20 protein-coding genes and 2 pseudogenes are annotated in these 22,584 nt (G+C 67.2%); 5 read left to right on the top strand and 17 right to left on the bottom strand.

What is annotated here, in order from left to right:
• Positions 1-51 precede the first annotated feature (51 nt).
• A complete protein-coding gene (locus tag K7W03_RS18175; protein ID WP_222886985.1) occupies positions 52-999 on the bottom strand; it encodes a quinoprotein relay system zinc metallohydrolase 1 in 948 nt (315 codons plus the stop codon).
• Positions 996-1,769: a quinoprotein dehydrogenase-associated SoxYZ-like carrier gene (locus K7W03_RS18170; RefSeq protein WP_222886984.1), complete on the bottom strand. Its 774-nt coding sequence runs from the start codon at positions 1,767-1,769 to the stop codon at positions 996-998. The genes K7W03_RS18175 and K7W03_RS18170 overlap by 4 nt, the downstream gene beginning before the upstream one ends.
• Positions 1,770-1,874: 105 nt before the next feature.
• On the opposite strand from K7W03_RS18170, the gene K7W03_RS18165 reads away from it, so the two are divergent.
• From K7W03_RS18165 to acs, 3 genes are all read left to right on the top strand, one after another.
• Entirely contained in the window at positions 1,875-2,417 is a 543-nt protein-coding gene (locus tag K7W03_RS18165) for a rhodanese-like domain-containing protein (protein WP_222886983.1), read from the top strand.
• A 61-nt stretch (positions 2,418-2,478) separates the two neighbouring features.
• Complete coding sequence (locus tag K7W03_RS18160) at positions 2,479-2,946, top strand: pseudoazurin (protein ID WP_413469341.1); 468 nt, start codon at positions 2,479-2,481, stop codon at positions 2,944-2,946.
• A 9-nt stretch (positions 2,947-2,955) separates the two neighbouring features.
• Positions 2,956-4,908: an acetate--CoA ligase gene (acs, locus tag K7W03_RS18155; protein WP_222886981.1), complete on the top strand. Its 1,953-nt coding sequence runs from the start codon at positions 2,956-2,958 to the stop codon at positions 4,906-4,908.
• Between the two features lie 67 nt (positions 4,909-4,975).
• Here acs and K7W03_RS18150 read toward each other — a convergent pair whose 3' ends face one another.
• The 15 genes and pseudogenes from K7W03_RS18150 to K7W03_RS18080 all read right to left on the bottom strand — a co-directional run bounded on the left by K7W03_RS18150 (position 4,976) and on the right by K7W03_RS18080 (position 20,116).
• Entirely contained in the window at positions 4,976-5,869 is an 894-nt protein-coding gene (locus K7W03_RS18150) for a pirin family protein (protein WP_222886980.1), read from the bottom strand.
• A 119-nt stretch (positions 5,870-5,988) separates the two neighbouring features.
• A complete protein-coding gene (locus K7W03_RS18145) occupies positions 5,989-7,059 on the bottom strand; it encodes a phosphotransferase (RefSeq protein WP_222886979.1) in 1,071 nt (356 codons plus the stop codon).
• Positions 7,056-8,164 (bottom strand): annotated as a pseudogene (locus tag K7W03_RS18140) (acyl-CoA dehydrogenase family protein). The gene K7W03_RS18145 and the pseudogene K7W03_RS18140 overlap by 4 nt, the downstream one beginning before the upstream one ends.
• Before the next feature lie 16 nt (positions 8,165-8,180).
• The gene (locus K7W03_RS18135; protein WP_025549444.1) at positions 8,181-8,912 is read right to left on the bottom strand and encodes a glucose 1-dehydrogenase; all 732 of its coding nucleotides are present in this window, start codon (positions 8,910-8,912) and stop codon (positions 8,181-8,183) included.
• A 19-nt stretch (positions 8,913-8,931) separates the two neighbouring features.
• Positions 8,932-9,660, bottom strand: coding sequence for an SDR family NAD(P)-dependent oxidoreductase (locus K7W03_RS18130; protein ID WP_222886978.1), 729 nt, complete (start codon positions 9,658-9,660; stop codon positions 8,932-8,934).
• 25 nt (positions 9,661-9,685) lie between these two features.
• Positions 9,686-10,126, bottom strand: coding sequence for a nuclear transport factor 2 family protein (locus K7W03_RS18125; RefSeq protein ID WP_048575648.1), 441 nt, complete (start codon positions 10,124-10,126; stop codon positions 9,686-9,688).
• Between the two features lie 25 nt (positions 10,127-10,151).
• Positions 10,152-11,078 carry a 3-keto-5-aminohexanoate cleavage protein gene (locus K7W03_RS18120; protein WP_082166034.1) on the bottom strand — a complete coding sequence of 309 codons (927 nt, stop codon included), beginning with the start codon at positions 11,076-11,078 and terminating at the stop codon, positions 10,152-10,154.
• A 5-nt stretch (positions 11,079-11,083) separates the two neighbouring features.
• Entirely contained in the window at positions 11,084-12,097 is a 1,014-nt protein-coding gene (locus K7W03_RS18115) for an NADP-dependent oxidoreductase (protein WP_226870274.1), read from the bottom strand.
• 4 nt (positions 12,098-12,101) lie between these two features.
• Positions 12,102-13,514, bottom strand: a pseudogene (locus K7W03_RS18110) (TonB-dependent receptor); the annotation flags it as partial.
• A gap of 30 nt (positions 13,515-13,544) precedes the next feature.
• Positions 13,545-14,447: a TonB-dependent receptor plug domain-containing protein gene (locus tag K7W03_RS18105; RefSeq protein ID WP_222886977.1), complete on the bottom strand. Its 903-nt coding sequence runs from the start codon at positions 14,445-14,447 to the stop codon at positions 13,545-13,547.
• A gap of 494 nt (positions 14,448-14,941) precedes the next feature.
• A complete protein-coding gene (locus K7W03_RS18100) occupies positions 14,942-15,928 on the bottom strand; it encodes a fumarylacetoacetate hydrolase family protein (RefSeq protein WP_140043110.1) in 987 nt (328 codons plus the stop codon).
• A 26-nt stretch (positions 15,929-15,954) separates the two neighbouring features.
• The gene (locus tag K7W03_RS18095; protein WP_222886976.1) at positions 15,955-16,989 is read right to left on the bottom strand and encodes a VOC family protein; all 1,035 of its coding nucleotides are present in this window, start codon (positions 16,987-16,989) and stop codon (positions 15,955-15,957) included.
• Entirely contained in the window at positions 16,986-18,596 is a 1,611-nt protein-coding gene (locus K7W03_RS18090; RefSeq protein WP_222886975.1) for an FAD-dependent monooxygenase, read from the bottom strand. The genes K7W03_RS18095 and K7W03_RS18090 overlap by 4 nt, the downstream gene beginning before the upstream one ends.
• 93 nt (positions 18,597-18,689) lie before the next feature.
• Entirely contained in the window at positions 18,690-19,373 is a 684-nt protein-coding gene (locus K7W03_RS18085) for a TetR/AcrR family transcriptional regulator (RefSeq protein ID WP_025549437.1), read from the bottom strand.
• 125 nt (positions 19,374-19,498) lie between these two features.
• Positions 19,499-20,116 carry a TetR/AcrR family transcriptional regulator gene (locus K7W03_RS18080; protein WP_025549436.1) on the bottom strand — a complete coding sequence of 206 codons (618 nt, stop codon included), beginning with the start codon at positions 20,114-20,116 and terminating at the stop codon, positions 19,499-19,501.
• A gap of 103 nt (positions 20,117-20,219) precedes the next feature.
• Between K7W03_RS18080 and K7W03_RS18075 the strand changes: the two genes are divergently transcribed.
• Positions 20,220-20,981 (top strand): SDR family NAD(P)-dependent oxidoreductase, encoded by a 762-nt coding sequence (locus tag K7W03_RS18075; RefSeq protein ID WP_048575642.1) that lies wholly within the window; start codon positions 20,220-20,222, stop codon positions 20,979-20,981.
• A gap of 106 nt (positions 20,982-21,087) precedes the next feature.
• A complete protein-coding gene (locus K7W03_RS18070; protein WP_222886974.1) occupies positions 21,088-22,248 on the top strand; it encodes an acetyl-CoA C-acetyltransferase in 1,161 nt (386 codons plus the stop codon).
• Positions 22,249-22,584 lie beyond the last annotated feature (336 nt).

The raw sequence follows: 22,584 nt of genomic DNA, 5'->3' as shown, positions 1-22,584 counted from the left end.
CTTTTGACCAGCGCCCGAACGCGCGAACGGGGCGTTGGTTCCGGGGGCGGCTCAGCCGGGCCGGTCGATGCGGGGCAGCAGCCGCGCCTCCAGTCCCGGATAGAGGTGGGAGACGCTGCGTTGCAGCTCATAACGCGCCGCCGCCATGGTGGAGAAGCGCGCCGGGATCGGCAGTTCGCCCGCCTCCACCATGTCGAGGCCCGACTGCACCGCCTGCGTCAGCGTTTCTTCCAGCCAGTCGATCCAGTCGCGGGTCTGGGCGATGGCGGCCCGGCCGCTGGGATCGAACGGGCCGTGCCCGGGGATCAGGCCGCCATGCGGTTCCCGCGCCAGCCGGTCGAGACTGGCGCGCCAGCCGGGGAGGTCGGCGGTCGGCGTGCTGGGCGCGCGGTCGTGGAAGACGAGGTCGCCGCCGATCAGCACGCCGCTGCGTTCGTCGAGCAGCGCCAGGTCCGCGCCGCTATGGCCCGAAAGCGCCAGCAGCCGCAGCCCTCGCCCGCCGAACTCCTCCCGTCCGGCGGCGATCGGCCGGCCCGGCAGCACCAGTTCGGTGCCGCGCATCCAGTCGTTCAGCAGCCGGTACATGGCGTCCGAATAGCCGCGCCCCTCACGCGCCAGAGCCTCTATCGTGCCGGGCAGGGCCGCGACGATCCGGGGATCGAAGGCTGCAATGCCCATGCCATGATCGGGATGCAGATGGGTGACATAGACGCGGACCACCGGCTGGCCGGTCAGTCCCTCCGCCACCTTGCGCAGCGCCTGTCCATAGGCGAGCGACGGGCCGCAGTCGCACAGCACTGTTCCAGCGGGCGTGGCGATGATGGCGATATTGGCGATGGCGCCGCCATTGGCCGGCTCTATGGGGGCGTCCGCGCCGTGGATCATCCAGATGCCGTCCGCGACCGGGACGGGGGCAATCGCATAGCTGCGCCGCGCCTGCGCGGGCATGGCGGCCAGCGCCATGCTCCCCGCGATCAGCCTGCGCCGGGTCAGCATCATCGCGGCAGGGGCGACTGGCGCGCGACGGCCAGCGCCGCGTGATAATCGCGTCCATTGGTGTCGCGGGCATCGACGGTCAGCATGTCGCCCGCCGCCGCATGGGGGATCAGGGTGATGGCCGGATCTTCGGCGACGGAGGCCCAGATTTCCATCCGGCCCAGTTCGCGACCGGCGGCGTCGCTGACGGTCAGTCGTTCCAGATGATAGGTGGGAATGGCGTCGACCAGCCCGGTGTCCATCGGGTGCCGGAAGTGGAGGCGAAGGCGGCTGGCGGCGACCGGCCCCGCGACGGGCCAGGCCTCGCCCCTGATCTCGCCCAGATGGTCCGCCCAGTCGCCCTTGACGCGGCTGACCGGGGGCGTCGAGCAGCCGCCGCCCGCCGCGTCGATCCAGCCGCCCGACACCAGCCATTCGCCGCTCGCCAACTGCACCGCGCCGCGCACGGGGGTGCGCTGGTCCAGCTTGATGCGGGTGGCGAGATAGGCTTCGCTGTCCGTCGGGCGATAGTCGACCGCGATCGGGATCGGGTTGAGGTCCGCCATCAGGACGATGCGCCGGACGCCGGGGATGGCGCGGGCGTCGATGGCGACCGGGAAGCTGCGCTGGTTCTCCGCGATCTGGGGGAAATCGACCTTCACCCGCGGGTCGAAGCGGACCGGATCGTCGCCGAACAGCAGCTTTGCATGGGCTTCCCACATCGGCGATTCCAGCGGATCGGCGGGCGTGGATGCGCCCGCCCCCGCCGCCAGCGCGAGCAGGGCCAGGGTCATGGCTGCGTAGCTTCGCCTTTTCACATCCTTCTCCCTTGGTGCAGGTCTAAAGGCTGGCGCAATGCGCTACCATTGGTCCTTGGGTCGGACGGGGAGGGAAGCGGGATGAGGAGGACGATCTGGGCCGGAGCCCTGCTGCTTTGCGCGGGGCCCGTGGCGGCGGAGCCTTTGTTCGGGCCTGACGGCTATCGGATCGCCGCCTATCGCGCGCCGGTCTCCCGCCCGCCCGCCGGGGTCGGGCGGATCGCGCCGGCCGCCGCCGCAGCCCTGCGGCCGGGCCGGGATGCGCTGTTCCTCGACGTCCTGCCGGCCGAGGGCGGGCATCGGGAGAGCGACGGGCGCTGGCGGCTGGCGGCGCAGCATGAGAGCATTCCGGGCGCTCGCTGGTTTCCCGAAGCGGGAAGGGGCGTGCCGGAGCCCGACATCGCGCTCTGGTTCGCGGCCGGCGTGCGGCGGCTGACGGGTGGCCGGCGCGATCGCATGCTGGTCGTCTTCTGCCGGTCCGATTGCTGGATGAGCTGGAACGCGGCGCGGCGGCTGCGCGCCATGGGCTATCGCAATGTCTGGTGGCTGGCGGAGGGGACGGACGGCTGGCGCGACCTGGGGCGGCCCTTGGTTCGGGTGGCGCCGGAGGGGGGCGCGCCCTAGGACCAATGGCCCATTGCGAGGGTCCGCTGCGCTGCGTCATCACTTGCCCAAGCATGTTTGCATGGGAGAGAGAGCCTTGACCGACATTCGCATCACCCTGGGCGGCGTTGCCGCCGCCGCGTTCCTGACGCTGGCGCCGCTTTCGGCGCAGGCGAAGGACATCGTCGTCCATATGAAGAACCAGGGCGCGGACGGCGCCATGGTGTTCGAGCCGTCCTTCGTGAAGGCGGCGGTGGGCGACACCATTCGTTTCCAGCCGACCAATCCCAGCCATAATGCCGAAACCATGGCGAACATGCTGCCGGCCGGCGCGACCCCGATGAAGGGCGCGATGAACAAGGAGGCGGTGCTGACCGTCACCAAGCCCGGCCTCTACGGCATCAAGTGCATGCCGCATTATTCGATGGGCATGGTCGCGCTGGTGCAGGTGGGCAAGGTGGCCCCGGCCGATCTCGCAGCGGCCAAGGCGGTGAAGCTGCCGCCCTTCGCCGCCAGGCGGATGACCGCCGCGCTCGCCAAAGTGAAGTGAGATCCGCCGATGCTGACCACCGCCCCCCCTGTCTATCCCGTGCCGCCGGCCTGGTCGGCGGAGGCGAAGGTCGATGCCGCCGCCTATGCTGCGGGCTATCGCCGATCGCTGGATGACGCCGAAGCCTATTGGCTGGAGCAGGCGCGGCGGCTGGACTGGCTGCGCGAACCCACCCGCGCCGACGAGAGCAGCTTTGCGGAAGGGGATTTCGGCATAAGCTGGTTCAGCGACGGCATGCTCAACGTGTCGGCCAATTGCGTGGACCGCCATCTGGAGACGCGCGGGGACCAGGCGGCGATCATCTGGGAACCGGACGATCCGGAGGAACCGGCGCGGCGCTTCACCTACCGGCAATTGCATGAAGAGGTGTGCCGCTTCGCCCATGTGCTGAAAGGCGCGGGCGTGGGGCGCGGCGACCGGGTGACGCTCTACCTGCCGATGATTCCGGAGGCGGCCTTCGCCATGCTCGCCTGCGCGCGGATCGGGGCGATCCATTCGGTGGTGTTCGGCGGCTTTTCGCCCGAGGCGCTGGCGGGACGGATCAGCGATTGCGACAGCCGGATCGTCATCACCGCCGATGAAGGGCGGCGGGGCGGCAGGACCGTGCCGCTGAAGCGCAATGTCGACGCGGCGGCGGCTCTGGCGCCGGGGCTGGAGCGCGTGATCGTCGTCCGGGCGACGGGCGGTGACGTCGCGATGGACCCCGCGCGGGACGCCTATTATGACGAACTGGCCGCTGAGGTCTCCACCGACTGTCCGGCAGAGGCGATGGCGGCGGAAGACCCGATGTTCCTGCTCTACACCTCCGGATCGACGGGCAAGCCCAAGGGCGTGCTGCATTCGACCGGCGGCTATCTGCTCTGGGCGGCGATGACCTTCGACCTTGCCTTCGACCATCGGCCGGGCGAGGTCTTCTGGTCCTCCGCCGATGTCGGTTGGGTCACAGGCCACAGCTATATCGTCTATGGACCGCTCGCCAATGGCGGCACCACGCTGATGTTCGAGGGGGTGCCGAACTGGCCGACGCCCAGCCGCATCTGGGAAGTGGTCGACCGGCATCGGGTGACGACGCTCTACACCGCGCCGACGGCGCTGCGTTCGCTGATGAAGGAGGGGGACGAACATGTGACCCGCACCAGCCGCGCCTCGCTGCGGCTGATGGGCACGGTGGGGGAGCCGATCAATCCCGAAGCCTGGCGCTGGTATCATGAGGTGGTGGGCGAGGGGCGCTGCCCCATTGTCGATACCTGGTGGCAGACGGAGACGGGCGGCCACATGATCACGCCGCTGCCGGGCGCGACGGACCTGAAGCCGGGCGCGGCGACCAAGCCCTTTTTCGGGGTCGAGCCCTTGCTGGTCGACGGCAATGGCGTCGCCGTGGAGGGCGAGGGGGAAGGCAATCTCTGTATCGCGCGGAGCTGGCCGGGGCAGGCGCGGACCGTATGGGGCGACCATGAGCGCTTCTTCCAGACCTATTTCACCACCTATCCGGGCCTGTACTTCACCGGCGACGGCTGTCGGCGCGACGCGGACGGGGACTATTGGATCACGGGCCGCGTCGACGATGTGATCAACGTGTCGGGCCATCGCATGGGCACGGCGGAGGTGGAAAGCGCGCTGGTGCTGCACGAGGCGGTGGCGGAGGCGGCGGTGGTGGGCTTCCCGCACGACATAAAGGGACAGGGCATCTACGCCTATGTGACGCTGAACAGCGGCGAGGAAGCGACCGACGAACTGCGCCAGACGCTGGTGAAATGGGTGCGCAGCGAGATCGGGCCGATCGCGACGCCCGACGTGATCCAGTTCGCCCCCGGGCTGCCCAAGACCCGGTCGGGCAAGATCATGCGCCGCATCCTGCGCAAGATCGCGGAGGGCGAGGTGTCCGCCCAGGCGCTAGGGGACATATCGACGCTGGCCGAGCCGGCCATTGTGGAGGAATTGATCCGTAACCGCGCCCGGTGATGCTTTCGGCCCCCGGGTCTCATCGAAGCCCGCCGCCTTGGCGGGTTCCGATCGTCTGGAAATCGCTCTAGCGGAAGACCGGCACGCTTCCCGATGCCGTCCTTGCAGGGCCCTCCTGCCTCAGCCGCTGGGCGATCTCCGCGATCCGCCCTTCGCCCTCCGCAAGGGCGGCGGCTGTCGTGTGCACCGAATAGGAACCGAGGTGAAGCGGATGGGGATGCGGCCGTGCGGACCCCAGGACGAAGGTCGCGCCCGCATCGCCCGCCTGGAGCGTGATCGCCTCCTCTCCCGGCTCGAACAGCGCCATCTCGCCCTGCGCTATGGGGGCGGAGCCGGAAAGACCGCCCTTCGCCACCGCCGCCCAGGCGAGCGAATGGCCGGAGGGCGGCGCGTAGGTCCAGCTTTCCCCGGCTTGCAGGCGGACCAGCAGATAGGTGATCCCGTCAGGCGCGCGGACCGGGCTCTGCGCGCCCGCGTGCCGGCCCAGGATCACATAAGCGGGGCCGGCCATGGGCATATGGTCCGCCTCTATATATTGGCTGTCGACCGGTCCGTTCTCCAGTTCGGGGGGCAGGGCGATCCAGAGCTGGAAGCCCTGCATCAGCGCCGAGCGTCCGGCGGACAGTTCCTTCCCGTGCCAGACGCCGCCGCCCGCGCGCATCCATTCCACGCCGCCGAAGGCCAGCGTGCCGGTGCCCGCCTGCGGATCGTCATAGGTCACGTCCCCTTCGGTGAAGACGGTGACGGTCGCTATGCCCGAATGGGGATGCAGCGGCATGGCGGCGGAAAGCTGCCGCATGTCGCCTGCAAACAGGTCGAGGAACACGAAGGGCTTCAGATAGCGGCCCAGATCGGACGGGCTCATCAGCCGGACGATCGAACCATGTCCGCTGCCGCGCGTGCGATGAACGACCGGGCGGGGGGCCGCCGTGCCGGCCATCATTCCATGAAGGGTTGCCATAATGCTTCCTGTTCCTGCTCCGCAGCGGTCGAGACGATCATTTACGGTGGCGGGAATCGGGATGCCAGGCCCATTTCCTCAAAGCATCGTTGCCATATCCGGAACGATCGCCCGGCGCGTCACCCTGCCGCCGCCCTTTCCGCCTGCATCCAGGCGAGTTCGGCCAGTTCCGGGAACGCCTTCGCCCGTTCGCGCGCCTGGGCCGAGGCGGCGGTGCCGCGCAGCGCCCTGCCCTTGATGCCGTGGAAGATCGCCGCCAGCCGGAAGAAGTTGAAGGCGACGTGGAAATCATGATCGGGAATCGCCTCCCGGCCGGTTCGTCGGCAATAGGAGGCCACATACTCCGCCTCCGCCGGAATATTGAGCGCCGCGATGTCCATGCCGCCCAGTCCCGCGACGATGTGGGGCGGCATCCGGTACATCATCGCATGATAGGCGAAGTCCGCGAGCGGATGGCCGAGCGTCGACAATTCCCAGTCGAGCACCGCCAGGACGCGGGGTTCGGTGGGGTGGAAGATCATATTGTCGCAACGGAAGTCGCCATGGACGATCGATGTCTGGTCGTCCGGCGGGATATGCGCCGGCAGCCATTCGACCAGCCGGTCCATGTTCCGGTCCCGCCCGGCATCGGCATCCTCCAGATATTGTCTGGACCAGCGGTCGATCTGACGCTGGAAATAATTGCCGGGGCGGCCATAGTCGGCCAGTCCGATCGCTGAATAATCCAGGCTGTGCAGTCGGGCCAGCGTCTCGTTCATCGCGTCGAAATAGGCCGGGCGGTCATGGCTGGCGACCTGCGGGAAGCTGGCGTCCCAGAATATCCGCCCCTCGACCATGTCCATGACATAGAAGGGGGTGCCGATGACCCCTTCGTCGACGCAGAGGGCATGGACATGGGCGACCGGAAATCCCGCCGATCCCAGCGCGGACAGCACGCGCGCCTCCCGCTCGACGGCATGCGCGCCCTTTACCAGCCGGCCCGGCGGCTTGCGGCGCAGCACATAGTGGCGACCCGGCGTGACGAGCTTGTAGGTGGGATTGCTCTGCCCGCCCCTGAACTGTTCGACGCGGAGCGGTCCCGAATAGCCCTCGACATGATCCGCCATCCATCGCGCCAGACTGGCTTCGTCGAACCGGTGCGCCTCCCGAACGGCGACGGTGCCGGCGTTTTCCGCTTCACCGGTGCTCATGGCACGTCCCCCGGATGGGCGCGCCCGATGGCCTTGGCGAGCGACCATTTGTGCACCTCCGTCGGTCCGTCATAGATGCGGAAGGCCCGGATTTCGCGGAATATCTGCTCGACCACCGTGTCGCCGCTCACCCCGGTCCCGCCCATGACCTGCACGCAGCGGTCCGCGATCCGCCACAGCGCTTCGGAAACCGCCACCTTCGTCATCGAGCTTTCGATGATGCCGGGCGCGCCGGAGTCCAGCACGCCCGCGCACCAGTCGATCATCAGTTCCGCCTGTTTCAGGTCGATCAGATTGTCCGCCAGCATGAAGCCCACGCCCTCATGGTCGATCAGCGGCTTGCCGAACGCCTGCCGCTTGACGGCATAGCCGCGGGCGCCAGACGCACCTGCGCATAGCGGAAGCCCTGATCGACCTCCCCGAGTATCCGGGTCGCGGGCACCCGCACGCCGTCGAGCCGCACGACGGCATGGCCGCCAGGCATGGTCCCATCGATGGTGTCGAGCAGCCGCTCGACGGTGATGCCGGGGCTGTCCATGTCGACAAGGAACATGGTGGCCGACTCTCCGGTACGCGCCATGACGATCGCGAAGGCAGCGCCCTGCGCGCCTGTCGCGAAGCTCTTGCGCCCGTCGATGATCCAATGGCCGCCATCGGGGCGCGCCACGGTCCTGAGCATCGAGGGGTCGGAACCCGCCCCATCCTCGTCCGCCGGTTCGGTCATCAGGAAGGCCGACCGCGTCGTCCCGGCGGCGAGCGGCCGGAGGAAGCGGTCGATCTGCGCCGGGGTGGCCACGCGGGCGAGCAGGTGCATATTGCCCTCGTCCGGGGCCGCCAGGTTCATCGCCAGCGGGCCGAGCGGCGAATAGCCCGCCGACCGGAACAGCCGCGCCGTCGCGGCATGGTCCAGCCCCTGTCCGCCCAGTTCCGGCGGCAGATGGGGGGCGATGAGGCCGGCAGAGCGCGCCCGCGCCCGCAAATCCTCGACCAGCGCGTCCGAAGGGCCGTGACCGCCGATCCGGGGGTCGGTTTCGAAGGGGATCACCACGTCGCGGATGAAGGCGTCCGTTCGCGCGAGCAGTTCGTCGAGTCCGTCCAATGTCATTGATGTAGCAGCCCCGTTACTGCGCAAGATAGCCGCCATCGATCACCAGTTCGGCGCCGGTCATGAAGCTGGACTCGTCGCTGGCGAGGAACAGCACGCCATTGGCCAGTTCGATCGGCTGGCCCATGCGGCCGAGCGGCGTCGCCGCCACCACCCCGGCGCTGGTTTCCTCCGCCTGATCCTCCAGCACCATGGGGGTGGCGATGATGCCGGGATGGATGGAGTTCACCCGGACATTGTCCGGCGCATAGGTGACGGCGGCATGTTTGGTCAGGTGCCGGACGGCCGCCTTGGAGGCGTGATAGGCAGCCGCGCCGGGGACCGCCGCGATTCCCCAGATCGACGAGAAGTTGACGATCGACCCCGCCCTTTTGGCGCGCATTCCCGGCAGCACGGCGCGCATGCCCAGGAAGACGCCGGTCTGGTTGACCGCGATCACCCGGTCCCAGTCGGCCAGATTCTCATCGGCAAGCGGCAGTTGCGACCCGCCGATGCCCGCATTGTTGACGAGGATGTCGACGGCGCCATGACGCGCCACGATGCCCTCCACCAGCTCCGCCCATTGCCCTTCGTTCGCCACGTCCATGATGGAAAAGCGGATCGCCGGATCGTCATAGGGCGCGTCGGGCGGGTTGACGTCGGTGACATGAACCTGCGCGCCCTCGCGGGCGAAGAGTTCCGCGGTGGCGCGGCCGATGCCGCGGCCCCCGCCGGTAATGATGGCAACCTTGCCCTGCAACCGTCCCATAATATGTCCTTTCGATCCTTCAGCCGATCCCGCCGTCGACGGTGATTTCCGCACCGGTGACGTAGCTCGCCTCGTCGGAGGCGAGGAACAGCACCAGCCGGGCCACCTCGTCGGTGGTTCCGATGCGCTTCATGGGGATCATGTCCTCGTAGAATTTCAGCCGTTCGGGCGTATTCTCGCCCAGCATCGGCGTGTCGATGATGCCGGGATGGATGGAATTGACGCGAATGCCGAGCGGCGCGAGTTCCGACGCCGCCAGCTTGCTCATGCCGCGCACGGCCCATTTGCTGGTGGCATAGGCGAAGATGCCGGGAACATTGCCCAGGCCCGCGCCCGACGAGATGTTGATGATGGCGCCGCCGCCGGTCTTCGCCATCGCCTCCGCGGCGGCGCGCATCCCCAGGAAGACGCTGAGCTGATTGACGCGATAGTGCAGGTCCCACAGCGCGGCGTCCGTTTCCAGCAAGGGCGCGGGCTTGTAGACGCCCGCATTGTTGACCAGAATATCGATCTTCCCGAAGCGCTCCTCCGCCTCGTGCACGACCCGCGCCCAATCGGCCTGTTCCGCCACGTCATGGCGAACGAAATGGCCGTTGGGGCCCAGTTCGGCGGCGACCGCCGCTCCGGCTTCGTTGAGGTCGGTGACGACCACCTTCGCGCCTTCCGCCGCGAACAGCCGCGCTTCCGCCGCGCCCTGGCCGCTTGCCGCGCCCGTGATCAGGGCGACCTTGCCTTGCAGCCTGCTCATGCGAACCTCTCCTCCTTCATGGCGATCACCAGCGCCGGTCCCTGCCCCACAGGAACCGCGCCTCGTCCCGGCTGGTGTAATCGGGGTCGAGATAGATGTGCATGCGGGCGATCAGCGCGCCGCGAAATTCGAAGACGCTGCAAAAGCGCCCGCCCGGCGTCGTGCCGCCTGCCCATGTCGCGCCTTCCCTGTCTTCGCCGCGCGTGGTGCCTTCGACCACCACGCTGTCGCCGCTCTCGATGAAGCGCAGCCCGTCAATATCGTGCCCGAACGCCTTGAACGAACCCACAAGGCCGGCGGCGAAGGCCATGAAGTCCTCGCGGCCCCGGCCGATGCCGAATTTGGGAAAGAAAAATTCGAAGTCGTCGGTGAACCCGTCGAGCATGTCGGGCCGGCCCGCGTCGCCCCGCCGGAAATAGTCGATCACCGCCATGATGCGGGGCGAATGGTCCTGCTGCTCGGCCATGGGCTCTCCCTCCCTGTCGATTGCTCTAGAAGGTGACATTGTCGCCGCCCTTCAGCGCCAGTATCTCACGCGTCTCCGCCGGTGTCGCCACCTCCAGCGACAAGGGCTCCAGGATCGATCGGATCAGCCGCACCTGTTCGGCGTTGGACCGGGCGAGCCTTCCCTTGCCCGCATAGAGCGAATCCTCCAGCCCGACGCGGACGTTCGCGCCGTTGATCGCGCCCATGGCGACGAAGGGGATCTGATGCTTGCCCGCCGCCATGACCGACCAGCGATAATCGTCCCCGAACAGCTTGTCCGCGATGCGCCTGGCGTGGAGCAGATTTTCCGTGTCCGCGCCGGTGCCGCCGAGCAGGCCGAAGATGGATTGCACGAACAGCGGCGGCGTCACCAGCTTGCGGTCCAGGAAATGGGCGAGCGTATAGAGATGGGCGGTGTCGTAGCATTCGAACTCGAACTTGGTGCCGTGCCCCTTGCCCAGCCGCTCCAGGATCAGCTCTATATCCCTGAAGGTGTTCTTGAAGATCCAGTCGCGCGACGCCTCCAGATGCGCCGCTTCCCAGTCATGTTGGAAGCTCTTGTAACGCTCCAGCATGGGATACATGCCGAAATTCATCGATCCCATGTTGAGCGAGCAAAGCTCCGGCGATGCGCGCAGCGGCGCGGCGAGCCGCTCGTCGAGCGACATGCCCTGGCCGCCGCCCGTCGTGATGTTGACCACGGCGTCGGTCGCCTGCTTGATGCGCGGCAGGAACTGCATGAACACATCGGGATCGGGCGTCGGCCTGCCCGTTTCCGGGTCCCGCGCATGAAGATGGAGGACGGAAGCGCCCGCCTCGGCCGCCTCGATCGCCTGTTGCGCGATCTCGTCGGGCGTCACCGGCAGATGGGGGGACATCGAGGGGGTGTGGACGGCGCCGGTCAGGGCGCAACTGATGATGACCTTCGACACGCCGTTCAATCCTTCGCTGCGGGAAGCCGGATCAGCAGCTTCCCCTGATTCTGCCCGGAATAGAGGCGCGCTATCGCGCCGGGGGCCTCGCCAAGCCCTTCCAATACGTCCTCGCGGTAGCGCAGCCGTCCCTCGCGCAGCCAGGCCGACAATTGGGCGACGGCCTCATCGAAGCGATCGGCATAGTCGAACGTCAGGAATCCGCGCATTGTCGCCCGCTTCACCAGCAGGTGACGCTCGGGCCGCGCCCCTTGCGGCCAGGGGTCCCAGCTCGCGATCGAGGCGGTGCCGCAGACGGCGATCCGCGCACGCAGGCGCAAATGGCGCAGCACCGCATCGCTGATCGGCCCGGCTATATTGTCGAAATAAATGTCGACCCCGTCGGGACAGGCGCGGGCGATGGCGGCATCCAGATCGGGCTCGCCGCGATAGTCGATCGCGGCGTCATAGCCGAACTCGTCCAGGCACTGGCGCCGCTTTTCCGGCCCGCCCGCCAGGCCGACCGTGCGGCAGCCCGATATGGCGGCGATCTGGCCCACGCACGACCCCACCGATCCCGCCGCCGTCGAGACGAGCACCGTCTCGCCGGGACGGGGGGCGCAGATGTCGAGCAGCCCGAAATAGGCGGTGACGCCGTTCAGTCCCAATATGCCGAGATAGAGCGACAGCGGCAGATCGGTGTCCGGGACGCGCAGCAATATGGCGGACCGGTCGACCGCCGCATGCTCCTGCCAGCCGAACAGGCCCATCACCCTGTCGCCCGGCGCGAAACCGCCGTGCCGCGATTCCACCACCTCCCCGACGGCGAAGGCGCGCATGACGTCCCCGACATGGATCGGGTCGGAATAGTTGCTCGCGTCGCTCAGCCAGCCCCGCATGGCGGGCTCGACGGACAGATAATGGTTGCGCACCCATATCTGTCCATCGGCGGGAACGGGCATGGGGCGTTCCTCCAGCGCGAAATGCTCGCTCTGGGGAATGGCCTGCGGACGGCGCGCAAGGATGACGGCGTGGTTCATCGCATCAATAGCTGTAGCTGAGCGTCGCGCCGTAAGTGGCGGGCATGCCGGTGGTGCGCGCCACCGTATCGACCACATGGGTGACGGTGGTGACGTAGAATTTATTGGTGACGTTGCGCCCCCAGAGCTGGAACTTCCATCCGCTGTCCGGGCTTTCGAGGCCGATCCGCAGGTCGAGCACGGCATAGCCGGGCAGGGCGAATTCGGGCGCTCCCCCGAACGCCGCCACGCTGCGCGAGCGGTAGCGGACATTGCCGCCCAGCGAGAGGTCGAGATTGCCGGTCAGGGCGAAACGATAGTCGAGATCGCCGTTGAGCTGCCATTTGGGCGTGCTGGGAAAGGGTTCGCCCTTGATGTCGACGACGGCGGCATAGGGATCGTTGGCGAGGAAGCTCCTGTCGACGCGCGAGTCGACATAGGTGGCGCCGCCATTGAAGGTCAGCCCGTCGACCGGCCGCCAGTTGACGCTCAGCTCCGCGCCGCGGACGCTCGACCTCGGAACCTGCACCAGCCCGGGCAGATTGCCGAAGGCGGTGGTGATGTAGCCGATGATCTGCTTGTCGTCATATTTGTAATAGAAGCCCGCGCCCGTCAGTTGCAGCCGCCGGTCGAGCAGCGAAAGCTTGAAGCCGGCCTCATAGGCGAGCACCGATTCCTGCGTCACCGGGTCGAACTGGCTGGGGAAAAGGCCGGGCACCGTCGGGAAGCTGCCCGCCTTATAGCCGCGCGTGACGTTGGCGTAGAGCAGGCTGTCGGGATTCGGTTTCCAGTTGAGGCTGGCGCGCCAGGAAATATTATCCTCCTTCAGCGACTTTTCGACGCTGGGCACCGGGATGAAGGGCGTGCCATAGCCGACTTCGCCGAGCGTCGCGCAGGCGCCCGGCGCGAGCGCCACCGTCGGCGGATCGAAATTGCGCGACAGGTTCGACAGGAAGCTGAACGCGTTGGAGATCAGGCCGTCCCCCACGTCCAGCAGGCAGCCGCTGAACCGGTTGCGCTGATCGCTGTAGCGCGCCGAAACCTGCGCCGTCACCGTGTCCGTCAGCTCATAGTCGAGGCTGCCGAACACCGCCTTGGTCGTGATCTTCTGATGGTTGCTGTTGATGAAGGAGGTATAGCGGAACGGCCCCACCCCGCTGTTGCTGGCGATATAGTCGCCGCGCTGGTCGTCCCCGGTGGTGTCGTGGCTGTAATTGCCGCCCAGCATCCAGCGGATCGGGCCCGCCGTGCCCGCGAGCCGCAATTCCTGCGACACCGTCTCTATGTCGGCGTTGATCGTCAGCAGGAAATTATTCTGCGGCACGCCGTCGGTGTCGCTGGGCGAACGCTGCCTGAACCGCGAATAGGCGCTGATGGAGGTCAGGGCCACGGCATCGCTGACGTCCAGGTCGCCGCGCAGCGAGAATTGATAGAAGCTGTCGTCGCGGCGAAGGTCGGCGCCGGGGTCTCAGTCCGCGATGCGGCTGCGGTTGGGGGCCGGGACGGCGGCTTCCAGTTCTGCCGTGATGTCGGTATAGCCGCCCGCCGACGGAGCCACGGTCGGGGCGTATTTCACGAACTGCGCCGCCTGCGTCTCGCTCCGGTCGATCCAGCCATTGGCGTTGAATTCGAAGCGCAGCGTGTCGGTGGGCTCCCAATCGAGCAGCAGGCGGGCGGTGGAATAGTCCCGGCGGCCGAGGCGGTCGGCCGGGCGGGTCTGGCTGATCTGCCAGCCGTCGCGATATTCGTGGCGCACCGCCAGCCGCGCCTTCAGATTGGCCGCGATGGGGCCGCTGACGAAGCCCTGCGCATCCACCTGGTCGAACCGGCCATAGCTGAGGTCGATGCCGGCGGCGAGGTGGTCGGTCGGCTTGGCCGCGATATAGTTGATCGCGCCGCCGGTCGAATTCTGGCCGAACAACGTGCCCTGCGGCCCTTTCAGCGCCTCGACGCGCTCGACGTCGAGCGACGCCCCCTGCGTCATGGCGAGATAGGGCAGGGGCACCTGGTCGACATAGACGCTGACCGCCGGGGCCACGGCGACAGCGACGTCGTAGAAGCCGATGCCGCGCATCGTGAAGACCGGCGTGCCATAGGCGCTCGGCTGATAGGTGAAGCCGGGAACGATCTTCACCAGGTCCGACGGCTGGGTCACGCCCGCATTTTCAAGCTGGCTCGCGGAGGCCGCCGTGATGGAGACCGGCACGTCGTTCAGCCGTTCCTCACGCTTCTGCGCGGTGACGATGATCTCGCCCACGGCAAGGTCGCGTTGCGGCGCGGCCTCGGCCTGTTCGGCCGGGGATTGCGCATGGCTGCACAGCGGCGCGACGAGCGCGCTGGTCGCGAGCAGGACGCATATGGGCTTCCTCATTTTTCCTCTCCCTCGTTCAAGCCCTGACTGCCTGATCTGGTGGGGCAGCCGGGTTGTTTGTTCATTCCTTGGCGCGGCATCTTCCCGGGCCGCATGCCCTTCGTTCAGGTCAGCGGCGGGCGCGCTTCCACAGCCGCCGGGCAAGGCGCCAGACCGGCGGGGCCGGAACGGTCGGACGGAAGTGGGGCGCATGATCGCGGCGCGCCGATTGTCCGCGAGCGGGCGGCGACATACCAAATGCTCTCGATGAACATCGCATTTCCTCTCCGGAAAGCCCTGTTGTCCTGCCGCCCCGCCCCGCATCGATCGTGGGGGTCAGGGGCGGTTGGCGGTCTTTCGATGCGGCGCCTTGATGTCGTGGACAATCTCGGCGCCGCCGGTTCGCCCTGTCGGCTCGGCTTTTCTTTTCGGGTTTCTGTGACCGTAGAATGCCATGCCGGCGGGCTGTGTCAATATAAAACTCTACATATGTGGAGTATTTCTCAGCCTCCCATTTACGCGCCTGTTATCCGGCTTCTTTGCCCGCCCAGCGACATGCCGCTGACCCCGTCGCGCAGCGTCAGATTGAGCTCGTCGCCCGGTTGCAGGAACCGGCCCAGCGTCTTCATTTCGACGCGCATGCCATCGCGGCGCGCGGCGTCGTTCAGCAGGTTGGTCTTGAGCAGTTCGATCAGGCCCGGCGTGCCTTGCGCGATGACGCCGCCCGGCGTTCCGGTCAGCACCATGTCGCCGGGCTTCAGGTCCATGATCGCCGCGATCTGGGTCAGCGTTTCGGCGGGCTTGTAGATCAGCTGTCCAGTGTTGGCGGACTGGCGGACCTTTCCGTCATAGGTCAGCGAAAGTTCCAGATTGTCGACCGTCGCCGCGACCTCTTCGGGTTCGAGCAGATAGAAGACCGGCCCGGCCGGGCAGAAGGTGCGATAGCTCTTGCCCTGGAACCACTGCATGAAGGACGCGCCGAACATGGTGTCGCGCGCCGACACGTCGTTGCACAGGACCACGCCGGCAAGATAGGAGCCGAGATTGCCGGCGGTCACGGTCGTTCCCGCTTCCAGCGGACGGCGCAGGACGATGCCGACCTCCACCTCATAATCCAGAAGCTCGACCCCCTTGGGACGGACGATGTCGGCATAGGCGCCGCAGAGCGACGAACTGGCCTTGGCGAAAAGGAGGTTCTCCTTGCGCACATGATGACCGGCTTCCGCCGCATGCTCATCATAGTTGAGCCCTTGGCAGATCAGCGTCGCATCGGGGGTGACGGGGCTCAGAAGGGCGCTCGCGGCAAAGCGCACCGCCTCGCCCGTGGCGGTCAGGTCCGGCGCGGCTTCGATCGCGCCGATCAGTTCGCCCAGGGTCTTCGCGCCGCTCGCAATGCCCCGACCCTCGACCCGGTCGACCGGCCCCTCGGGCGCATCGCCGGTCAGCACGGCCCAGCGCGGGCCCGCGCCTTCATCATAGCGGACGATCATCAATGCCATCATTCTACTCCTGCATTCCAATGGGGATGTCAGCGAAGCCAGGGGCGCGGGGGCACCAGCAGGGAGTCGACGATATTGCGGACGAGCGGCGGCGCGTCGGCCGGGGCGGGGGCGGGCGGACGCATGGAATCGGGCAGATCGTCGCCCCAGGACCAGAGGTCGCCGCGGGACAGCGGATGGAAACCGGTCGGATAATCGGCGGTCATCAGGTCGCCGTCCGCATAATGTTCCCACTCGTCCCCGGCGGAGTCCTTCCAATAATCGAACACCTGACCGCCGAGCACATGGCGGCCGATGCCCCAATAATGGTTCCAGCCCCTGCCGCGCAGATATTGCTGGCCCTGCCCCACCGCATCGACGTCGATCGTCTCGGTCGAGATGTGCAGCAGGCGCGATTCCGGCCCGGCGAGCAGCGCGAGGCTGTGATGGTCGGCGGGCTCCGCGCCCCGGTCGAAGCGGAAGAAGCCCAGCACCGGCGCATCCTCGCCCACGGTCGCGACGTCGGTCGGGAGATAGCCGAAATGGCGCCGGTACCAGCCGGTGGTCCGTTCGAAGTCCGGCGTCTGGAGGACGACATGGCCGATGCGGAACACCGGCGCGGGCGCGGTCAGCGTCCGGACCGGCCTGTCGATGCGGCGGCTGGCCACGGGCGAGTTGACCTCGGTCAAGGGCTCCCGCACCGGCAGCGGCTCCAGCGGCGCCGCGCCCCAGAGCAGGTCGACGCGCACGCCTTCCGGATCGAAGAGGCGCACCCGCTCGCCGCCGCCCGGCGCATCCGTCGCTTCGACTGGGGCCTGGGTGGCGGCGGACAGCCGATCGAGATCGGCGCGGTCCCTGGCGGCAAGGCCGAAGCCGACGAAGGCGTCCCGCTCCGACGCGATCAGCTCGACGCAATAGGGTTGCGGTCCATAGCCCCGGAAATGGCGCTGCCCGCCGCTGCCGCCCGCGACCGGCACGAAGCCGAAATCCTCCAGGAAGCGGGCCATGGCGTCGATGTCGCGCCGCTCGAAGCTCACATGGACGACGGCGTCCGCCCGGACGATGGGATCGACCCGGTCCATCATGACCTTGCTCCCCTGATCCGGTCGATCACCGCCATCGGGTCTTCCGGCATGGCGTCGCCGCGCCAGGCGACATGCTGGTCGGGGCGGATCAGCACGAAATCGCGCTCGTAGATCCGCTGGGCATGCGCATCGCGAATGTCGAGCAGGTCGACCGGCACGCCCCGCTCGCGCGCGGCGTCGAGCAGCGGCTGGGCCGGGGTGTCGGTGAAGCGGACCAGGGTGAACCAGGGCCCCAGCCGGTCGAAGATGGCGCTGCCGTCCTCCAGGAACAGATGCGGCGCCCGCGCCCCCGGCCAGGTGCTGGGCACATAATCGCGCAGCCGCCATTCCGGTTCGTCGCATTCATGGCAGACGATCGGCGACTGGCGGTAGCGATGGTCGAGTTCGATGCCCCGCGATTCATTCTCCGCATTGCCGAGTTCCGCGATCAGCGCGCCATAGGCGTCGCGCGCGGCGGCCCCCTCCGGCGTGTCGTCATGGATGATCGGGGCATAGGCTTGCGCGATCTTCAGGCGCACGCCCATATGCAGGCGCGACGCGTCGACAATGGCGCGGCCCACCGGCCGGCGCTCCGCCTCTATGCTGTCGAGCAGGGCGGGGCCGCCCCAGCCCTGCAGGATGGCGGCATATTTCCAGGCGAGGTCGACGGCGTCGCCTATCCCGGTGTTCATGCCGTAACCGCCGGTCGGGATCACCTGATGCACGGCATCGCCCGCCATCCACACCCGCCCGCGCCCATATCCGTTCGCCAGCACCAGATGCGGCGACCAGGGGTTCGCCTGGATCACCTCGATCGGGAATTCCCGGCCCAGCGCGTCGAAGGCGAGTTGTTTGGGATCGATGGCCGCCGCGTCCGCCGCTTCGGGCAGCATGCAGTGGAGCGTCCAGATCTCCGCGTCGTCCTGCGCGATCAGCGTGCTGCCGGCGGGCGACTGATAATGCCAGGCGATGCCGAAGCGCTGGAGCAGGTCGCGCGCCTCCGACCGGAAATGCACCATGAAGAAGCGGGCGACATTATATTGCCCGTCCCAGGCAAAGCCCAGCTTCTCGCGGACGATGCTGCCGCCGCCGTCGCAGCCCGCGAGCAGGGCGCAGCGCTGCCGTTCGGTGCGCCCCGTCGCGACTTCGCGCAGATGGACCGTCACCCCTTCGCCATCGTCGTCGAAGCCCTCGACCGCCCAGCCGAACCGCATTTCGACCAGCGGAGATTCTTCCAGCAACCCGCGCAGCAGCGGTTCCAGGACGACCTGGCTCAACCGCATGTAGGGTTCGAGCGGTTGCGACCCGTCATTGTTCGCGCGAATGTCTTCTCGCCAGCTTTCGACGTCGGGATAGCGGAAGCGGGCCAGTTCCCACTCGTTCAGCCGCGTCACCCAGGAAACGTCCATCGGATTGCCGCGCGGCACGGCGACGTCGCGTATCTTCTCCGCAATGCCCATGCGGCGGAACAGCTCCATGCTGCGGCCATTGGTCACGTCCATCTTCGGATGGCGCGTGGTCGAGGGATTGCGTTCGAGCAGCAGCGTGCGAACGCCGCGGCTTTGAAGCTCAAATGCGGTGGTAAGGCCGACAGGCCCCCCACCCGCTACGATGACTGGAACATCCACGGGGCATCTTCTCCATCACGGTCATTGCCGTCTGGAGAGCAGGGCTAACATGCCCTGCGGCAGGAGTCCATAAAAACTCTACAGTCGTGGAGTTTATTTGAAGACAGCGCGTTCGACGAGGTTCCAATAGCGTTCGACGGCCTCTTCATTCCTGATGGAAAAGCCAATGGTTTCCGCCATTTCGCGGTTGAGCGACGACAGGGTGGAGGTCATGCCGATGAGCATGTAATAGACATGATCGGGATCGCCCTGCAGGAGCTGGCCCTCCGCCTGCGCCGCCCGGATCTGGGGCAGGATGCGGTCGCGGGTCTTGCTGAGAACCTTCTCGACCAGCCAACCGATTCTCGGACTCGATCCCTGGTTCTCGCGCAGCATGAAATGGTGGAACGCGGTATGTTCGACCGTGAAGCGCAGGAAGGTCCGGAACTCGGCCCGCACGCGCTCTGACGCGGACATTCGGGAATCGGGGGGAATGGCCTCGTCCCACATGGTCTCGATCTGCTCGAAGGCATATTCGGCCACCGCCTTCCACAGCGCCTCCTTGGTGCGGTAATGATAGGTGATCAGCGTATATTCCAGGCCCGCGCGTTCCCCGATGCGGCGCACGCTGCTGCCGTCGAACCCGCGCTCGGCAAATTCGTTGAGCGCCGCCTCCAATATCGCCTGGCGCGTTTCGACGGACCGCTGCTGTTCGCGCCGGTTGGTCTTCCGCCGCTGTCCGGGCTGTTTCGCGGCGGCGCTTTCGTCCGGGGCCTTTTTGCGGTTTGTCTCTGCCATTGAGCCTCCAAATTGCAGCCGTGAAGCGGAAGCGTGCCCGTGTCCCCCGGCATCCTGCCCTGCCGCCGTGATCGGGATCGACGTTGGAAGGAGGGCAAGCCGCCTTCGCGCACGCTCTACCCAAGTCAATCGCGCGGATCGAGTCCCGAAACCAGAATGTCGACCAGCTTTTCCGCCACGGTCCCGGCCGGCATCGCCCCTTCCGGATCGTACCAGCGCCCCGGCCAGTTGAGCGCCCCAGCCAGCGCGAAAGCAGCCATCTTCACGTCGATCCGCGCGATCGAACCATCGGCAACGGCGTCTTCGATCAACCTGCGCAAGGCATTGTCGATCTCCCGCTTCAGCGCGCGATAGCGCGGCCGGCTTTCCGGCGAGAGCACTTCGTCCCCGGTCCGGATCACGCATCGCCCGAAATCGTCCATGTTGACCTCGGCATAGCGGCGCAGGAAGCGCGTCAGCCGATGGCGGCCGTCACCGGGCTCCCGCCGGGCCTGATCGGCCGCTTCCAGCAATTGCTGCAGGCCGATGGTGACGCATTCCAGCAGCACCTGATCCTTGTTGGCCAGATAGTGGTAGATGGTGCGCTTGGATATGCCCAGGCTGGCGGCGACGTCGTCCAGCGACGTCGCGTGAAACCCGCGTTCGTTGAACATCCGCACCGCCGCGCGCAGCACGGCCTCGCGCTTGGCAAGGCGCTCGGCTTCTTTCTGGGCGGGGGTGCGGAATGGTGAAGCGGCGTGCATCAATGTCCTCTTTTTTCTCTCCATCGAAGCGTTGACAGGAAACCCGGCGCGACGCAATACACCCAAAAGTGCATGAGTCACTCATGAGTTTCCGGAGGCTGAAATGGATCTGAAGGGAATGGCTGCCATCGTCACCGGCGGCGCGTCGGGATTGGGCGGCGCCACCGCCGCGCGTCTGGCCCGGGGCGGCGCCAGGGTGACGCTGTTCGACCTGAACGCCGAATTGGGGACGGCCCATGCCGACGCCATTGGCGGCCAGTTCATGAAGGTCGACGTGACGGACGAGGGCGCCGTCGCGGCAGCGTTCGAGCAGGCTGAGGCGCTGCACGGCGTCGCGCGCATCCTGGTCAACTGCGCGGGGATCGCGCCGGCGATCAAGACCGTCGGCAAGGAGCATGCGCCCCATCCGCTGGACGTGTTCAGGCGGACCGTCGAAGTGAACCTGATCGGGACATTCTGCATGATCGCCCGCTTCGCGGCTTCCCTGGCGAAGGCGGACGAGATCGAGGGTGAGCGGGGCGTCATCGTCAACACGGCGTCGGTTGCGGCGTTCGACGGCCAGATCGGCCAGGCCGCCTATAGCGCCTCCAAGGGCGGCGTCGTCGGCATGACCCTGCCCATCGCCCGCGACCTGGCGCAGCACAAGATCCGCGTGATGACCATCGCGCCGGGTATCTTCCTGACGCCCATGCTGGAGGCGTTCCCCCAGCATGTGCAGGATGCGCTGGGGGCGCAGGTGCCGCATCCCAGCCGCCTTGGGAAGCCCGACGAATATGCGCAGCTCGTGGACAGCATCATCGCCAATCCCATGCTGAACGGCGAGGTCATCCGACTGGACGGCGCGATCCGAATGGCGCCGCGTTGAGCGGCCCCGGCAGGCGAAGCGCTGGTTCCACGCGCGCGCCTGCCGCCTTCTGGAGAGGGGGACCGGTTCGGTCCGCCGCTCCTCCTCATGTCGAAGGAAGCTGAAAATGGCCGAAGCCTATATTGTCGAGGCGCTGCGTACTGCCGGCGGCAAGCGCAAGGGCGCGCTGTCGGGCGTTCATCCGGCGGATCTGGGCGCCGTGGTGCTGAACGCATTGGTCGACCGCAGCGGCATCGATCCCGCCGCGGTCGAGGATGTCATATTGGGCTGCGTCACGCAGGGCGGCGAACAATCCTTCGCCTTCGGCCGCAATGTCGTGCTGGCGTCGAAGCTGCCCGACAGCGTTCCCGCCGTCACCATCGACCGGCAGTGCGGATCGTCGCAGCAGGCGCTGCATTTCGCGGCGCAGGCGGTGATGTCCGGCACGCAGGACCTGGTGATCGCGGCCGGCGTGGAAAGCATGACGCGCGTGCCGATGGGCTCCAACTTCAATCTGCATGCGCAGGCGGGAATAGGGGAAGGGCCATGGCCCGCCAGCATCCGCGAGCGCTACGGCGTCAACGAGTTCAGCCAGTACCATGGCGGGCAGGCGATTGCCGACAAATATGGCTTCAGCCGCGAAGACATGGACGCCTACGCGCTGGAGAGCCATCGCAAGGCCGCAGGCGCCATCGCCGCGGGCGCTTTCGAGCGCGAGATCGTGCCGGTCGACACGCCGGACGGCCGCTTCGCGCAGGATGAGGGCGTGCGCGCCAATGGATCGATGGAGGCGCTGGCCGGTCTCAAGACGCTGACCGAAGGCGGCACGATCACCGCCGGCAATGCGAGCCAGATGACCGATGGCGCCTCCGCCGTGCTGGTCGCGAATGAGGAGGCGCTGAAGCGGTTCGACCTGAGGCCGCTGGCGCGCATCCATAATCTGACGGTGACGGCGGGCGACCCCGTCATCATGCTGGAGGAACCGATTGCAGCCACGGAAAGGGCGCTGCGCCGGGCGGGGCTGGGCCTGGACGAGATCGACCTGTTCGAAGTGAACGAAGCTTTCGCTTCCATTCCCATGGCCTGGCTGAAGGTGCTGGGCGCTGATCCGGGCAAGCTGAACGTCCATGGCGGTGCGATCGCGCTGGGCCACCCTCTCGGCGCGAGCGGGACGAAGCTGATGGCGACCCTTGTCCATGGATTGAGGGCGCGGGGCAAGCGCTATGGGCTGCAAGCCATGTGCGAAGGCGGCGGCATCGCCAACGTGACCATCGTCGAGGCATTGTGACGGTTCCTGCGGAGCGGGCGTCGCGGGCTTGCGCGCCCGGCGCCCGCGCCGGCGGACCGGCGGATGAACAGGGTTAAGGATGAGTTGACGGGCCGCAAACCCAGGCCGGTAACCGGGGCAGATTTCCGGGCACGGGGTGTACAAATCGTTTTCGATCTGATTCACACTTTGGATGACTTCTGGTGGATCTGGCCCTGACGACGATAGCGGCTTTGCCGATTTACGGCGTGTGGTCGGTGCACTGGCGGCGCAGGTCGGCACGCTTCAGGAGACGGTTGAGCGTCTGACGATAGAGAATGCCGAACTGAAGGCCGAGAATCTCGCGCTGAAGGACGA

The organism is Sphingobium sp. PNB, from assembly GCF_019873065.1.
GTDB lineage: Bacteria > Pseudomonadota > Alphaproteobacteria > Sphingomonadales > Sphingomonadaceae > Sphingobium > Sphingobium fuliginis.
Note: the sequence above shows the minus strand (reverse complement) of the source record. Positions and strands in the feature narration are given on the sequence as shown.

Coding starts and splice junctions, on each gene's coding strand:
- K7W03_RS18175 (WP_222886985.1), bottom strand. CDS start 999: ATGATGCTGACCCGGCGCAGGCTGATCGCGGGGAGCATGGCGCTGGCC.
- K7W03_RS18170 (WP_222886984.1), bottom strand. CDS start 1,769: ATGACCCTGGCCCTGCTCGCGCTGGCGGCGGGGGCGGGCGCATCCACG.
- K7W03_RS18165 (WP_222886983.1), top strand. CDS start 1,875: ATGAGGAGGACGATCTGGGCCGGAGCCCTGCTGCTTTGCGCGGGGCCC.
- K7W03_RS18160 (WP_413469341.1), top strand. CDS start 2,479: ATGGGAGAGAGAGCCTTGACCGACATTCGCATCACCCTGGGCGGCGTT.
- acs (WP_222886981.1), top strand. CDS start 2,956: ATGCTGACCACCGCCCCCCCTGTCTATCCCGTGCCGCCGGCCTGGTCG.
- K7W03_RS18150 (WP_222886980.1), bottom strand. CDS start 5,869: ATGGCAACCCTTCATGGAATGATGGCCGGCACGGCGGCCCCCCGCCCG.
- K7W03_RS18145 (WP_222886979.1), bottom strand. CDS start 7,059: ATGAGCACCGGTGAAGCGGAAAACGCCGGCACCGTCGCCGTTCGGGAG.
- K7W03_RS18135 (WP_025549444.1), bottom strand. CDS start 8,912: ATGGGACGGTTGCAGGGCAAGGTTGCCATCATTACCGGCGGGGGCCGC.
- K7W03_RS18130 (WP_222886978.1), bottom strand. CDS start 9,660: ATGAGCAGGCTGCAAGGCAAGGTCGCCCTGATCACGGGCGCGGCAAGC.
- K7W03_RS18125 (WP_048575648.1), bottom strand. CDS start 10,126: ATGGCCGAGCAGCAGGACCATTCGCCCCGCATCATGGCGGTGATCGAC.
- K7W03_RS18115 (WP_226870274.1), bottom strand. CDS start 12,097: ATGAACCACGCCGTCATCCTTGCGCGCCGTCCGCAGGCCATTCCCCAG.
- K7W03_RS18105 (WP_222886977.1), bottom strand. CDS start 14,447: ATGAGGAAGCCCATATGCGTCCTGCTCGCGACCAGCGCGCTCGTCGCG.
- K7W03_RS18100 (WP_140043110.1), bottom strand. CDS start 15,928: ATGATGGCATTGATGATCGTCCGCTATGATGAAGGCGCGGGCCCGCGC.
- K7W03_RS18095 (WP_222886976.1), bottom strand. CDS start 16,989: ATGATGGACCGGGTCGATCCCATCGTCCGGGCGGACGCCGTCGTCCAT.
- K7W03_RS18085 (WP_025549437.1), bottom strand. CDS start 19,373: ATGGCAGAGACAAACCGCAAAAAGGCCCCGGACGAAAGCGCCGCCGCG.
- K7W03_RS18080 (WP_025549436.1), bottom strand. CDS start 20,116: ATGCACGCCGCTTCACCATTCCGCACCCCCGCCCAGAAAGAAGCCGAG.
- K7W03_RS18075 (WP_048575642.1), top strand. CDS start 20,220: ATGGATCTGAAGGGAATGGCTGCCATCGTCACCGGCGGCGCGTCGGGA.
- K7W03_RS18070 (WP_222886974.1), top strand. CDS start 21,088: ATGGCCGAAGCCTATATTGTCGAGGCGCTGCGTACTGCCGGCGGCAAG.